General features: G+C 61.2%; 16 protein-coding genes. 13 read left to right on the top strand and 3 right to left on the bottom strand.

What is annotated here, in order from left to right; genetic code table 11:
- The first annotated feature begins 80 nt into the window (after nt 1-80).
- Genes pyrR through FFS64_RS07970 form a run of 3 tightly spaced genes read left to right on the top strand, consistent with a single transcriptional unit; the run spans nt 81 to nt 2,884 of the window.
- The gene (gene pyrR, locus FFS64_RS07980; protein WP_095196373.1) at nt 81-584 is read left to right on the top strand and encodes a bifunctional pyr operon transcriptional regulator/uracil phosphoribosyltransferase PyrR; all 504 of its coding nucleotides are present in this window, start codon (nt 81-83) and stop codon (nt 582-584) included.
- A 27-nt stretch (nt 585-611) separates the two neighbouring features.
- A complete protein-coding gene (locus FFS64_RS07975; RefSeq protein ID WP_095196372.1) occupies nt 612-1,616 on the top strand; it encodes an aspartate carbamoyltransferase catalytic subunit in 1,005 nt (334 codons plus the stop codon).
- Nucleotides 1,613-2,884 carry a dihydroorotase gene (locus tag FFS64_RS07970; protein ID WP_137804913.1) on the top strand — a complete coding sequence of 424 codons (1,272 nt, stop codon included), beginning with the start codon at nt 1,613-1,615 and terminating at the stop codon, nt 2,882-2,884. Before FFS64_RS07975 ends, FFS64_RS07970 begins: the two co-directional genes overlap by 4 nt.
- A 38-nt stretch (nt 2,885-2,922) precedes the next feature.
- Here the strand turns inward: FFS64_RS07970 and FFS64_RS07965 are convergent, their stop codons facing one another.
- Entirely contained in the window at nt 2,923-3,342 is a 420-nt protein-coding gene (locus FFS64_RS07965) for a TM2 domain-containing protein (protein ID WP_137804912.1), read from the bottom strand.
- Between the two features lie 249 nt (nt 3,343-3,591).
- Here FFS64_RS07965 and FFS64_RS07960 point away from each other — a divergent pair, with 249 nt between their 5' ends.
- A complete protein-coding gene (locus tag FFS64_RS07960; protein WP_137804911.1) occupies nt 3,592-4,209 on the top strand; it encodes a C40 family peptidase in 618 nt (205 codons plus the stop codon).
- A gap of 129 nt (nt 4,210-4,338) precedes the next feature.
- Here FFS64_RS07960 and FFS64_RS07955 read toward each other — a convergent pair whose 3' ends face one another.
- A complete protein-coding gene (locus FFS64_RS07955; protein ID WP_137804910.1) occupies nt 4,339-5,373 on the bottom strand; it encodes a type IV pilus twitching motility protein PilT in 1,035 nt (344 codons plus the stop codon).
- A 57-nt stretch (nt 5,374-5,430) separates the two neighbouring features.
- On the opposite strand from FFS64_RS07955, the gene FFS64_RS07950 reads away from it, so the two are divergent.
- From FFS64_RS07950 to FFS64_RS07910, 9 genes are all read left to right on the top strand, one after another.
- Nucleotides 5,431-6,117 (top strand): YggS family pyridoxal phosphate-dependent enzyme, encoded by a 687-nt coding sequence (locus FFS64_RS07950; protein WP_137804909.1) that lies wholly within the window; start codon nt 5,431-5,433, stop codon nt 6,115-6,117.
- 24 nt (nt 6,118-6,141) lie between these two features.
- On the top strand, nt 6,142-6,960 hold the full coding sequence (gene proC, locus FFS64_RS07945; protein WP_137804908.1) for a pyrroline-5-carboxylate reductase: 819 nt from the start codon (nt 6,142-6,144) through the stop codon (nt 6,958-6,960).
- Nucleotides 6,961-6,984: 24 nt separating this feature from the next.
- Nucleotides 6,985-7,572, top strand: coding sequence for a YggT family protein (locus tag FFS64_RS07940; protein ID WP_137804907.1), 588 nt, complete (start codon nt 6,985-6,987; stop codon nt 7,570-7,572).
- Between the two features lie 193 nt (nt 7,573-7,765).
- Nucleotides 7,766-8,905 (top strand): homoserine O-acetyltransferase, encoded by a 1,140-nt coding sequence (locus FFS64_RS07935; protein ID WP_137804906.1) that lies wholly within the window; start codon nt 7,766-7,768, stop codon nt 8,903-8,905.
- 7 nt (nt 8,906-8,912) lie between these two features.
- Nucleotides 8,913-9,533 carry a methionine biosynthesis protein MetW gene (gene metW, locus FFS64_RS07930; RefSeq protein ID WP_060542415.1) on the top strand — a complete coding sequence of 207 codons (621 nt, stop codon included), beginning with the start codon at nt 8,913-8,915 and terminating at the stop codon, nt 9,531-9,533.
- 25 nt (nt 9,534-9,558) lie between these two features.
- Nucleotides 9,559-9,993 carry a DUF4426 domain-containing protein gene (locus tag FFS64_RS07925; RefSeq protein WP_137804905.1) on the top strand — a complete coding sequence of 145 codons (435 nt, stop codon included), beginning with the start codon at nt 9,559-9,561 and terminating at the stop codon, nt 9,991-9,993.
- Nucleotides 9,990-10,586: an RdgB/HAM1 family non-canonical purine NTP pyrophosphatase gene (gene rdgB / locus FFS64_RS07920; RefSeq protein WP_137804904.1), complete on the top strand. Its 597-nt coding sequence runs from the start codon at nt 9,990-9,992 to the stop codon at nt 10,584-10,586. Before FFS64_RS07925 ends, rdgB begins: the two co-directional genes overlap by 4 nt.
- Nucleotides 10,583-11,785, top strand: a complete 1,203-nt coding sequence (gene hemW / locus FFS64_RS07915) for a radical SAM family heme chaperone HemW (protein WP_137804903.1) — start codon at nt 10,583-10,585, stop codon at nt 11,783-11,785. Before rdgB ends, hemW begins: the two co-directional genes overlap by 4 nt.
- Before the next feature lie 9 nt (nt 11,786-11,794).
- Nucleotides 11,795-12,118, top strand: a complete 324-nt coding sequence (locus tag FFS64_RS07910) for a DUF3392 domain-containing protein (RefSeq protein ID WP_075946317.1) — start codon at nt 11,795-11,797, stop codon at nt 12,116-12,118.
- Between the two features lie 131 nt (nt 12,119-12,249).
- On the opposite strand, the gene trmB is transcribed toward FFS64_RS07910, so the two are convergent.
- Nucleotides 12,250-12,975 (bottom strand): tRNA (guanosine(46)-N7)-methyltransferase TrmB, encoded by a 726-nt coding sequence (gene trmB / locus FFS64_RS07905; protein ID WP_137804902.1) that lies wholly within the window; start codon nt 12,973-12,975, stop codon nt 12,250-12,252.
- Nucleotides 12,976-12,977 lie beyond the last annotated feature (2 nt).

Raw genomic sequence — 12,977 nt, 5'->3', positions numbered from 1 at the left:
AGAGCCGCCAAGCGTCTCTTTATAGCTGCAACCCGAGCCATCTCAAGCGACACCCGTCTCGGGCCCAAGAAGGAGCAACCATGAGCCTGCCAAATCCCGCCGAACTGATCAGCCAGATGGCGATCCGGCTTGAAGCCTACCTGGCCAAACGCGGCATCAGCGAACCGCGCTACATCGGTATCCGTACCGGCGGCGTCTGGGTCGCCCAGGCCTTGCTCAAAGAGATGGGCAACAATGAGCCCCTCGGCACGCTCGACGTTTCTTTTTACCGCGACGACTTCAGCCAGAACGGCCTGCACCCACAAGTGCGCCCCTCGGCCCTGCCGTTCGAAATCGAAGGCCAGCACCTGGTGCTGATCGACGACGTGTTGATGAGCGGTCGGACCATCCGCGCCGCCATGAACGAACTCTTCGACTACGGCCGCCCGGCCAGCGTGACACTGGTGTGCCTGCTGGATCTGGACGCCGGCGAGCTGCCGATCCGCCCGAACGTGCTGGGCGCGACCCTGTCCCTGGCGGCCCACGAACGGGTGAAGTTGTCCGGCCCGGAGCTTGCGCTCGAACTGCAAGACCTCGCCCTTTAATTCGCCCTATTGAGAGTCCCCCTTGCGATGACGCCTCTAGAAACCAAGCGCCCGCTGCAGCTCAATGATCAGGGCCAGCTGCGCCACTTCCTCTCGCTCGACGGTTTGCGCCGCGAGTTGCTGACGGAAATCCTCGACACCGCCGACTCCTTCCTTGAAGTCGGCGCCCGGGCAGTAAAAAAGGTCCCGTTGTTGCGCGGCAAAACCGTGTGCAACGTGTTCTTCGAGAACTCCACCCGCACCCGCACCACCTTCGAACTGGCGGCCCAGCGCCTGTCGGCGGACGTGATCACCCTAAACGTGTCGACATCGTCGGCAAGCAAGGGCGAAACCCTGCTCGACACCCTGCGCAACCTGGAAGCGATGGCCGCCGACATGTTCGTCGTGCGCCACGGTGATTCCGGCGCCGCGCACTTCATCGCCGAGCATGTGTGCCCGCAAGTGGCGATCATCAACGGCGGCGACGGCCGTCACGCCCACCCGACCCAGGGCATGCTCGACATGCTCACCATCCGCCGGCACAAGGGCGGTTTCGAAAACCTCTCGGTAGCCATCGTCGGCGACATCCTGCATTCACGGGTGGCGCGCTCGAACATGCTGGCGCTGAAAACCCTCGGCTGCCCGGACATCCGCGTCATCGCGCCGAAAACCCTGTTGCCGATCGGCATCGAGCAATACGGCGTGAAGGTCTACACCGACATGACCGAAGGCCTGAAAGACGTCGACGTGGTGATCATGCTGCGTCTTCAGCGTGAGCGCATGACCGGCGGCCTGCTGCCCAGCGAAGGCGAGTTCTACCGCCTGTTCGGCCTGACCACCGCGCGCCTGGCCGGCGCCAAGCCCGATGCCATCGTGATGCACCCGGGACCGATCAACCGTGGCGTGGAGATTGAGTCGGCGGTGGCCGACGGCCCGCACTCGGTGATCCTCAACCAGGTGACCTACGGCATCGCGATTCGCATGGCCGTTTTGTCCATGGCCATGAGCGGGCAGACTGCGCAGCGCCAATTCGAGCAGGAGAACCTTCAGTGAAGCTCAGCATACTCGGCGCCCGCGTCATCGATCCGGCCAGCGGCCTGGATCAAGTCACCGATATCCATATTGAAGCCTGCAAGATCATCGCCATCGGCGCCGCGCCCGCCGGTTTTGTCGCCGTCGATACCCTCGACGCCAAAGGCTTGGTGGCCGCCCCTGGCCTGGTCGATCTCAGCGTCGCCCTGCGCGAACCGGGCTACAGCCGCAAAGGCTCGATCGCCAGTGAAACCCGTGCCGCCGCGGCCGGTGGCATCACCAGCCTGTGCTGCCCGCCGAAAACCAAACCGGTTCTGGATACTTCGGCGGTGGCCGAATTGATCCTCGACCGCGCCCGCGAAGCCGGCAACACCAAAGTGTTCCCGATCGGCGCGCTGAGCAAGGGTCTGGATGGCGAACAGCTGGCCGAACTGGTCGCCCTGCGCGATGCCGGTTGCGTGGCCTTCGGCAACGGGCTGGAGAGTTTCCGCAACACCCGTACCCTGTGCCGTGCGCTGGACTACGCGGCCACCTTCGACCTGACGGTGATTTTCAACTCCCAGGATCACGACCTCGCTGAAGGCGGTCTGGCCCATGAAGGCCCGACCGCGAGCTTCCTCGGCCTGCCGGGCATTCCGGAAACCGCCGAAACCGTCGCCCTGGCCCGGGATCTTCTGCTGGTTGAACAAACCGGCGTGCGCGCGCACTTCAGCCAGCTCACCAGCGCACGCGGCGTGGCCCTGATCGCCCAGGCACAGGCCCGTGGTTTGAAGGTCACGGCCGACGTGGCGCTGTATCAGCTGATCCTCACCGACGAAGCCCTGATCGACTTCAGCAGCCTGTATCACGTCCAGCCGCCGTTGCGTACCCGCGCCGACCGCGACGGCCTGCGTGAAGCGGTGAAATCGGGCGTGGTCTCGGCCATCTCCAGCCATCACCAACCCCACGAGCGAGACGCCAAACTGGCGCCATTCGGTGCCACCGAGCCTGGAATCAGCAGCGTTGAATTGCTGCTGCCATTGGCGATGACGCTGGTAGAAGATGGCTTGTTGGACTTGCCGACGTTGCTGGCACGTCTGAGCGCCGGCCCTGCCGAGGCGTTGCGCCTGCCGGCCGGCAAACTGGCGGTGGGTGGGGCGGCGGATATCGTGCTGTTCGATCCTGCGGCTTCGACCGTGGCCGGTGAGACCTGGCTGTCCAAAGGCGAGAACTGCCCGTTCATTGGCCACAGCCTGCCGGGCGTGGTGCGCTATACCCTGGTGGACGGCCGGATCAGCCACCAGGCGTAACCCTGTGGCGAGGGAGCTTGCTCCCTCGCCACAATTAATCAGCGACGCTGGGCGTTACGCAGGGAAACCTGATCATTCAGCGTCCAGAAGTCATACAACACTCCCAGGAAGAACAGCCCGCCGGTCAGCAGGTACAACAATCCGCTGATCCATTTCCCCTGATACATCCGGTGTATGCCGAATACCCCGAGAAACGTCAGCAGAATCCACGCAACGTTGTATTCGATCGGCCCGGCGGTGAACCGAAGGTCCGCTTCGCGGTCCATGGCCGGGATCAGGAACAGGTCGATCAACCAGCCAATCCCCAGCAATCCGAAGGTGAAGAACCAGATCGTCCCGGTCACCGGCTTGCCGTAATAGAAGCGGTGAGCACCGGTAAAACCGAAAATCCACAGCAAGTAACCGATCACTTTGCTGTGTGTGTCTTGGTGCAGGACAGGCGGTTGATAGGTGTTCATGGAGAACCTCGATTCACACGATAGATAAATATTCTTTAAATCTTTGTGACTTTTTTACGAGCAGCCGACGTATGGCAACTGCTACTGTCCCTTCCGCCAAACCCTTATGGCACCTGACTTCTGTCAGACAACTGCGTCAATTTACCGCTTATTTGGTTCCGTTAGACCCCGATGGAATCGACAAACGGCCTCGGAATGCAAAAAAAAGCTGTTATAAAGTTGCGCGCTAACCCATACGAGCCTTGCCTAATGCGTCCATTTTTCAAGACATGGCTAACCATTTGCCTATTATTGCCACTGGCCGCCCACGCCACCAATCGTGAGCAACGTCTTCCGAACGTTAATGGTTACACCCCAAAATCCCATGCTTCGGCTCCTTCGAGCAAAAGCAAGAAATCGCTCAGGAACGCTCCTCAGCTGATCAGCAAGAGCAGCCTGGTTCCGCCAATGGGGACCAAGGAAAGCAGCAACGTCCTGAGCCGCGCCGTCAACGTCCTCGGTACTCCTTACCGTTGGGGCGGCAGCAGCCCGAGCAAAGGTTTCGACTGCAGCGGCCTGGTGAAATACGCGTTCAATGACGCCTCATTTGACCTGCCACGCACATCCAATGCCATGGCCAGCGGTCATGGCGAGAAAGTCGATCGCAAGGACCTCAAGCCGGGCGACCTGATTTTCTTCAACATCAAGAGCCGTCGAGTCAATCACGTTGCCATCTACCTGGGCAACGACCGCTTCATCCACGCGCCTCGTCGTGGCAAGTCGGTGACCATCGACACCTTGAAGAAACCGTATTGGGAAAAGAACTACGTGGTTGCCAAACGGGTTCTGCCGAAAGAACCGAAAGCGTTGCAGGTTGTTCAGCGCTGATTTGAGTTTCCGGGGCTGACCTGGAGTTTTCATTGCTTATGATGGCCTCATCGCGGGCAAGCCCGCTCCCACAGGATGTACGCAATCCTTGTGGGAGCGGGCTTGCCGCGATGGCATTTCTGAGTCCCCTCAAAAATTATCCGGCGACCGCGCCTTCTCCCGCGCCTGCTCGCGACTGACCACCCCCCGGGCAACCAAATCCTTCAAGCCCATATCCAGCGTCTGCATTCCCAACGACCCGCCCGCCTGAATCGATGAGTACATCTGCGCCACCTTGTCTTCACGGATCAGGTTACGGATCGCCGACGTACCCAGCATGATTTCGTGGGCAGCTATACGCCCGCCGCCGATTTTCTTGACCAGCGTCTGCGACACCACCGCCAGCAACGATTCGGAGAGCATCGAGCGCACCATGGATTTCTCGTCCCCCGGAAACACGTCGACGATCCGGTCGATGGTTTTCGCCGCCGATGTGGTGTGCAGCGTACCGAATACCAGGTGACCGGTTTCGGCGGCGGTCAGTGCCAGGCGAATGGTCTCCAGGTCGCGCATCTCGCCCACCAGAATCACATCCGGGTCCTCGCGCAGGGCCGAGCGCAGGGCGGTGGCGAAGCTGCGGGTGTCGCGGTGGACTTCGCGCTGATTGATCAGGCATTTGCGCGACTCGTGAACGAACTCGATCGGATCTTCGATGGTGAGGATGTGGTGATGACGATGGCTGTTCAGGTAGTCGATCATCGCCGCCAGCGTGGTGGACTTGCCGGAACCGGTCGGCCCGGTCACCAGCACCAGGCCACGGGGCGCGTCGGTCATCTTGCGGAACACGTCACCCATGCCCAGTTCATCCATGCTCAGGACCCTGGACGGGATCGTACGGAACACCGCGCCGGCGCCGCGGCGCTGGTTGAAAGCATTGACCCGGAAACGCGCCACACCGGGCACGTCGAAGGAAAAGTCGGTTTCCAGGTGCTTTTCGAAGTCCACCCGCTGGGTGTCGTTCATGATGTCGTAGATCAGTGCCTGCACTTCCTTGTGGTCCAGGGGCGGCAGATTGATACGCCGCACATCGCCGTCGACGCGGATCATCGGTGGCAGGCCAGCGGACAGGTGCAGGTCGGAAGCGCCTTGTTTGGCACTGAACGCCAGCAACTCAGTGATATCCATAGCCCCCCTCAATTCCAGTAGAATGCCGCCAACCTCAGACCTGCTGGCGCCTCTTGAATGTCCACCATAGCAGACAACATTGAACTGGTTAGTTCGCGCATACATGCCGCAACACTCGCCGCCAATCGTGACGAACATAGCGTCCAGCTCCTGGCCGTGAGCAAGACCAAACCCGCACAGGACCTGCGCGAAGCCTATGCCGCCGGCCTGCGCGACTTTGGTGAAAACTACCTGCAGGAGGCGTTGGGCAAGCAGCTCGAATTGGCCGACCTGCCCTTGATCTGGCACTTCATCGGCCCCATTCAATCGAACAAGACTCGCGCCATCGCCGAGCACTTCGACTGGGTGCATTCCGTGGATCGCCTGAAAATTGCACAACGCCTGTCCGAGCAACGCCCGGCCGATCTGCCGCCTTTGAACATCTGCATTCAGGTCAACGTCAGCGGTGAAGCCAGCAAATCCGGCTGCACCCCGGCCGACCTGCCGGCCCTGGCCAACGCCATCAGTGCCCTGCCGCGCCTGAAATTGCGCGGGTTGATGGCCATACCCGAGCCGACTGAAGAACGCGCCGAACAAGATGCTGCTTTTGCTGCCGTACAAAAACTGCAAGCCAGCCTCAATCTACCGCTCGACACACTTTCCATGGGCATGAGCCACGATCTCGAATCGGCCATCGCCCAGGGTGCCACTTGGGTCCGTATCGGCACGGCTTTATTCGGTGCCCGTGACTACGGCCAGCCTTAAATTCTTTCTTTATAAGGACCTGACATGAGCAAGACGCGTATTGCCTTTATCGGTGCCGGCAACATGGCCGCCAGCCTGATCGGCGGCCTGCGGGCCAAAGGTCTGGACGCCGCGCAGATCCGCGCCAGTGACCCGGGTGAAGAAACCCGAGCCCGCGTGAGCGCCGAACACGGCATTGAAGTGTTCGCCGATAACGCCCAAGCCATTGAAGGCGCCGATGTGGTCGTGCTGGCGGTCAAACCCCAGGCGATGAAAACCGTCTGTGAAGCCATCCGCCCAAGCCTGAAGCCTGGGCAACTGGTGGTTTCGATCGCGGCCGGCATCACCTGCGCCAGCATGAACAACTGGCTCGGCGCCCAACCAATCGTGCGCTGCATGCCCAACACCCCCGCGCTGCTGCGTCAGGGTGTGAGCGGTTTGTTTGCCACCGCCGGGGTCTCCGTCGAGCAACGTCAACAGGCGGAAGACCTGCTGTCAGCCGTTGGCATCGCGCTGTGGTTGAACGAAGAGCAGCAACTGGACGCGGTCACCGCCGTTTCCGGCTCAGGCCCTGCGTACTTCTTCCTGCTGATCGAAGCCATGACCGCCGCCGGCGTGAAGCTCGGCCTGCCGGCGGACATCGCCGCCCGACTGACCGTGCAAACCGCTCTGGGCGCCGCGCACATGGCCGTGGCCAGCGACGTCGACGCCGCTGAGTTGCGTCGTCGCGTCACTTCGCCCGCGGGCACTACGGAAGCAGCCATCAAGTCGTTCCAGGCCGATGGCTTCGAAGCACTGGTCGAAAAAGCACTCGGCGCCGCCGCGCACCGCTCCGCCGAGATGGCTGAGCAACTCGGTCGCTAATCAGCACTTAAAAAGGAATCAATAATGCTCGGACTCAATGACGCTGCCATTTTTGTGATTCAAACCCTGGGCAGCCTGTATCTGCTGATCGTGTTGCTGCGCTTCATCCTGCAATTGGTGCGGGCGAACTTCTACAACCCGCTCTGCCAGTTCGCCGTGAAGGCCACCCAACCGCTGCTCAAGCCACTGCGCCGGGTCATCCCGAGCATGTTCGGCCTGGACATGTCCTCGTTGGTATTGGCGCTGCTGGTGCAGATGGCACTGTTCGCGGTCATCCTGCTGCTCAGAGGCAACGACATCGATGTGCTGTTACTGGCGCCATGGGCGCTGATCGGTATCTTCGCGCTGTTTTTGAAGATCCTGTTCTGGGCGATGATCATCAGCGTGATCCTGTCCTGGGTCGCTCCGGGCAGCCATAACCCGGGCGCGGAACTGGTCCAGCAGATTTCTGAGCCGGTACTCGCGCCGTTCCGCCGAATCATTCCAAACCTGGGCGGCCTCGACATCTCGCCGATCTTCGCGTTTATCGCCCTGCAATTGCTGCAAAGCTGGCTGATTCCGCGCCTGGCGTACTACGCGCTGATGCCGAAGGAACTGTTTGGCCTGATCTGATTCTGGCTAACCGCGTCATCGTTCTTCGCGAGCAGGCTCGCTCCCACATGGGAATGCATCTCCCCCTGTGGGAGCGAGCCTGCTCGCGAATGGCGCGCCTCGGTCTACCTGGGAAAAAACAGGCCCGGCCTTTGCTTGCCGCTAACCCCAGCGGTCTTTAGACTTACGCCTCATTTCAACGAGAGCAGGGTCGATGCCAGCTGCCTTTCCCCCCGATTCTGTTGGTCTGGTGACGCCGCAAACGGCGCACTTCAGCGAACCCCTGGCGTTGGCCTGCGGTCGTTCGCTCGCGGCCTATGACCTGATTTACGAGACCTACGGCACGCTGAACGCCACGGCGAGCAATGCCGTGCTGATCTGCCACGCCTTGTCCGGCCACCACCACGCGGCCGGCTTCCACAGCCCCGACGACCGCAAGCCCGGTTGGTGGGACAGCTGCATCGGCCCTGGCAAGCCCATCGACACCAACAAGTTCTTTGTCGTCAGCCTGAACAACCTCGGCGGCTGCAACGGCTCCACCGGCCCGAGCAGCACCAACCCGGAAACCGGCAAGCCATTCGGCGCCGACTTCCCGGTGCTGACCGTGGAAGACTGGGTGCACAGCCAGGCGCGCCTGGCGGACCGGCTCGGCATCGGCCAATGGGCCGCTGTCATCGGCGGCAGCCTGGGCGGCATGCAGGCGTTGCAGTGGACCATTACTTACCCGGACCGCGTGCGCCATTGCCTGGCCATCGCCTCGGCACCCAAGCTGTCGGCGCAGAACATCGCTTTCAACGAAGTGGCGCGCCAGGCGATCCTCACCGACCCCGAGTTCCACGGCGGTTCGTTCCAGGAGCAAGGCGTGATCCCCAAGCGCGGGCTGATGCTGGCGCGGATGGTCGGGCACATCACATACCTGTCCGACGACTCCATGGGCGAGAAATTCGGTCGAGGCCTGAAAAGCGAGAAGCTCAACTACGACTTTCACAGCGTCGAGTTTCAGGTCGAAAGCTACCTGCGCTATCAGGGTGAAGAGTTCTCCGGGCGTTTCGACGCCAACACCTACCTGCTGATGACCAAGGCCCTGGACTATTTCGATCCGGCAGCCAGCTTCGACGATGACCTGGCCAAGACCTTCGCCAATGCCACCGCCAAGTTCTGCGTGATGTCGTTCACCACCGACTGGCGCTTCTCCCCGGCTCGTTCACGAGAACTGGTGGACGCGCTGATGGCTGCGCGCAAGGACGTCTGCTACCTGGAAATCGACGCGCCGCAAGGCCACGACGCCTTCCTGATTCCGATCCCGCGCTACTTGCAGGCGTTCGGCAATTACATGAACCGCATTACGTTTTGAGGAAGACATGAGAGCCGATCTGGAAATCATCCAGGAATGGATCCCCGCCGGCAGCCGCGTGCTCGACCTCGGTTGCGGCGACGGCGAACTGCTGACCTGGCTGCGCGACAACAAGCAAGTCACCGGTTATGGCCTGGAAAACGACGCGGACAACATCGCCGAGTGCGTGGCCAAGGGCATCAACGTCATCGAGCAGGACCTGGACAAGGGCTTGGGCAACTTCGCCAGCAACAGTTTCGACATCGTGGTCATGACCCAGGCGCTGCAAGCGGTGCACTACCCGGACAAGATCCTCGACGAAATGCTGCGGGTCGGCCGCCAGTGCATCATCACGTTCCCGAATTTCGGTCACTGGCGTTGCCGCTGGTACCTGGCAAGCAAGGGCCGGATGCCGGTTTCCGAGTTTCTGCCGTACACCTGGTACAACACGCCGAACATCCACTTCTGCACCTTCGCCGACTTTGAAGCCTTGTGCCGCGAACGTGAAGCCAAGGTCATTGATCGGCTTGCCGTAGATCAACAGCATCGACACGGGTGGGCCAGCAAGCTATGGCCTAATCTGTTAGGTGAGATCGGCATTTACCGCGTCAGCAGCCCGGGGCTTGCAGACCACAAGGTCGCGGTCTGAACACCTTTATTCGAGGAGAACGATCATGGGTCGTCTAGCGCTGTTTCTACTCACCGCCTGCCTGAGCGTCACGGCCATGGCCGCTGATGCGATCAAAGGTGATCGCAAGGAAGTCTTTGGCGACACGACGGTGCACTACAACACCTTCAACTCCACCTTCCTGACGCCGGACATCGCCAAGGCCGCGGAACTCACCCGCAGCAAGAATCAGGGCGTGATCAACATTTCGGTGCTCAAGGACGGCAAGCCGCAGATGGCCCAGGTCAGCGGCACAGTCAAAGACCTGACCAGCCAAAGCGTGAACCTGAAATTCAAACAGATCACCGAACAAGGCGCGATCTACTACATCGCCCAATTCCCGGTACCCCAGCAGGAAACCCGCACTTTCGACATCAAGGTGCAGACCGGTGACAAAATCAACACCATCAACTTCAACCAAGAGCTCTTTCCCGGCGAATGATCAACTTCACGCAACTCGTACTCGCCAGCCATAACGCCGGCAAACTCAAGGAACTCCAGGCCATGCTCGGCGAATCGGTGCACCTGCGCTCAATCGGCGAGTTCAGCAGCGTGGAGCCTGAAGAAACCGGCCTGTCGTTCGTCGAGAACGCCATCCTCAAGGCCCGCAATGCCGCGCGCATTTCCGGCCTGCCGGCGCTGGCTGACGACTCGGGGCTGGCGGTGGACTTCCTGGGCGGTGCGCCTGGCATCTACTCGGCGCGCTATGCCGACGGTAAAGGCGATGCGGCCAACAACACCAAACTGCTCGATGTGTTGAAGGACGTGCCTGAAGCCGAACGCGGCGCGCAGTTCGTCTGCGTGCTGGCGCTGGTGCGACATGCCGATGACCCGCTGCCGATCCTGTGTGAAGGCTTGTGGCACGGCCGCATCCTGACCCAGGCCAGCGGCGAACACGGCTTTGGCTACGACCCTTTGTTCTGGGTCCCCGAGCGTGAATGCTCCAGCGCCGAGCTAAGCCCGAGTGACAAGAACCAGATCAGTCACCGCGCCCGTGCAATGGATCTGCTGCGCCAGCGTCTGGGCTTGAAATGACCATTGAATCATCCGCGTCGCCGCTGATCTTCGGCGGCGCGCAAACGCCTCGGGCGGCCTTGCCAGTGCTACCGCCCCTGGCGCTGTACATCCACATCCCGTGGTGTGTGCGCAAATGCCCTTATTGCGATTTCAACTCCCACACCGCCAGCCCGGTGCTGCCGGAAGACGAGTACGTGGACGCGTTGCTGGCCGACCTCGATCTGGACCTGCACGCCGTCTATGGCCGCGAGCTCAGTTCGATCTTCTTCGGTGGCGGCACGCCTAGCCTGTTCAGCGCCGAGGCCTTGGGCCGTTTGCTCAAGGGTGTCGAGCAGCGCATCCGGTTTGCCAGCGACATCGAAATCACCCTGGAAGCCAATCCAGGAACATTCGAACAAGAGAAATTCGTCGCCTACCGTGCGTTGGGGATCAATCGCCTGTCGATCGGCATCCAGAGCTTTCAGCAAGAGAAACTCAAGGCACTGGGACGGATTCACAATGGCGACGAAGCGGTGCGAGCCGCCAGCATGGCGCGCCAGGCCGGGTTCGATAACTTCAACCTGGACTTGATGCACGGTTTGCCCGATCAATCCCTGGACGATGCGCTGAGCGATCTGCGCCAGGCCATCGCCCTGAAGCCGACCCATTTGTCCTGGTACCAGTTGACCCTGGAGCCGAACACGGTGTTCTGGAACCAGCCACCGACGCTGCCGGAAGACGACATGCTGTGGGACATTCAGGAGGCGGGGCAGGCGTTGCTCGCCGAACACGGTTACGCCCAGTACGAAGTCTCGGCCTATGCCCAACCCGGTCGTCCGGCAAGGCATAACCTCAATTACTGGAGCTTTGGCGATTTCATCGGCATCGGCGCCGGCGCCCACGGCAAGCTCAGCCATCCGGACGGGCGCATCATCCGCACCTGGAAAACCCGCCTGCCGAAAGACTACCTGAACCCGGCAAAACGCTTTCAGGCCGGCGAGAAAACGCTGACCAATGACGAAATGCCATTCGAGTTCCTGATGAACGCCCTGCGCCTGACCGCGGGTGTCGAATCGCGGTTGTACCCGGAACGTACCGGGATGCCCCTGGAAAGCCTTGCCCAAGGCCGCCGTGAAGCCGAACAAAGTGGCCTGTTGCAGGTCGAACCGTCACGTCTGGCGGCCACCGAGCGCGGACAGCTATTCCTCAACGACTTGCTGCAGAATTTTCTGACATAAGGAAATCGAATGGACTTGGTACTCGACCTGCTCGCCACCGTCTCTCGCTGGAGTCGCAGCAACCTCTCGGAAATCGCCTTGGCCCTGGTGGGTTGCCTGCTCGTCCTGTTCGGTGCGGACTTCAAAGGCTGGGTCGAGCAACGCCTGGGCAGCATCGCCGGTGCCTTGCGCGTCCCGCTGATGGCCCTGCTGTGCATGATCGGCAGCGGTGCTGCGCTGATCTATGCCACACCGTGGATCGTCAAGGGCTTGAGCCAGTTCAACAACTACAGCCTGGCGCCGGTTCTGCTGGTAGTGCTGGTGCTTATCGGCGTCGTCGCTGACCGCCGCTGATCGTTGGCAACATCCAAAGCCACTGTGGGAGCGAGCCTGCTCGCGAATGCGGTCTGACAGTCAACGAAGATGTTGAATGTTATGACGCTTTCGCGAGCAGGCTCGCTCCCACAGTTGGTATTGCGTAGGGCTTAGGACTGTTTTTCGAACTTCAGATCCCACACCCCATGCCCAAGACGTTCGCCGCGGCGTTCGAACTTGGTGATCGGGCGCTCGGCCGGGCGTGGTACGCACTTGCCGTCTTCGGCCAGGTTGCGATAACCCGGTGCGACGTTCATCACTTCCAGCATGTATTCGGCATACGGTTCCCAGTCGGTGGCCATGTGCAGAATGCCGCCGACCTTCAACTTGCTGCGCACCAGCTCAGCGAACGACGCCTGAACGATGCGGCGCTTGTGGTGACGGCTCTTGTGCCAAGGGTCCGGGAAAAACAGCATCAGGCGATCGAGGCTGTTGTCGGCCACGCAACGGTTGAGTACTTCAATCGCATCGCAATCGTAGACCCGCAGGTTGGTCAGGCCCTGAGTCAGTACGCCATTGAGCAACGCACCAACGCCCGGACGGTGTACTTCCACGCCGATGAAATCCTGCTCCGGCGCAGCGGCGGCCATTTCCAGTAGCGAATGGCCCATGCCGAAACCGATTTCCAGCGAGCGCGGTGCCGAGCGACCGAATACCTGGTCGAAGTCCACCGGCGCGTCGGCCAGGGGCAGCACGAACAAGGGTGCGCCCTGCTCCAGGCCACGTTGCTGGCCTTCGGTCATGCGCCCGGCGCGCATCACAAAACTCTTGATGCGGCGGTGTTGGCGCTCGTCGCCTTCTTCCGTCTGGATTGGCGTGTCTTTCGATTCAGTCATCA

It is taken from the genome of Pseudomonas sp. G(2018) (assembly GCF_005502415.1).
In the GTDB taxonomy this organism is placed as follows: Bacteria; Pseudomonadota; Gammaproteobacteria; order Pseudomonadales; family Pseudomonadaceae; genus Aquipseudomonas.
This window is presented reverse-complemented; position numbering and strand designations above follow the sequence as displayed.

Coding starts and splice junctions, on each gene's coding strand:
- FFS64_RS07975 (WP_095196372.1), top strand. CDS start 612: ATGACGCCTCTAGAAACCAAGCGCCCGCTGCAGCTCAATGATCAGGGC.
- FFS64_RS07910 (WP_075946317.1), top strand. CDS start 11,795: ATGGACTTGGTACTCGACCTGCTCGCCACCGTCTCTCGCTGGAGTCGC.
- FFS64_RS07955 (WP_137804910.1), bottom strand. CDS start 5,373: ATGGATATCACTGAGTTGCTGGCGTTCAGTGCCAAACAAGGCGCTTCC.
- FFS64_RS07935 (WP_137804906.1), top strand. CDS start 7,766: ATGCCAGCTGCCTTTCCCCCCGATTCTGTTGGTCTGGTGACGCCGCAA.
- trmB (WP_137804902.1), bottom strand. CDS start 12,975: ATGACTGAATCGAAAGACACGCCAATCCAGACGGAAGAAGGCGACGAG.
- pyrR (WP_095196373.1), top strand. CDS start 81: ATGAGCCTGCCAAATCCCGCCGAACTGATCAGCCAGATGGCGATCCGG.
- hemW (WP_137804903.1), top strand. CDS start 10,583: ATGACCATTGAATCATCCGCGTCGCCGCTGATCTTCGGCGGCGCGCAA.
- proC (WP_137804908.1), top strand. CDS start 6,142: ATGAGCAAGACGCGTATTGCCTTTATCGGTGCCGGCAACATGGCCGCC.
- FFS64_RS07925 (WP_137804905.1), top strand. CDS start 9,559: ATGGGTCGTCTAGCGCTGTTTCTACTCACCGCCTGCCTGAGCGTCACG.
- rdgB (WP_137804904.1), top strand. CDS start 9,990: ATGATCAACTTCACGCAACTCGTACTCGCCAGCCATAACGCCGGCAAA.
- FFS64_RS07950 (WP_137804909.1), top strand. CDS start 5,431: ATGTCCACCATAGCAGACAACATTGAACTGGTTAGTTCGCGCATACAT.
- metW (WP_060542415.1), top strand. CDS start 8,913: ATGAGAGCCGATCTGGAAATCATCCAGGAATGGATCCCCGCCGGCAGC.
- FFS64_RS07960 (WP_137804911.1), top strand. CDS start 3,592: ATGCGTCCATTTTTCAAGACATGGCTAACCATTTGCCTATTATTGCCA.
- FFS64_RS07940 (WP_137804907.1), top strand. CDS start 6,985: ATGCTCGGACTCAATGACGCTGCCATTTTTGTGATTCAAACCCTGGGC.
- FFS64_RS07965 (WP_137804912.1), bottom strand. CDS start 3,342: ATGAACACCTATCAACCGCCTGTCCTGCACCAAGACACACACAGCAAA.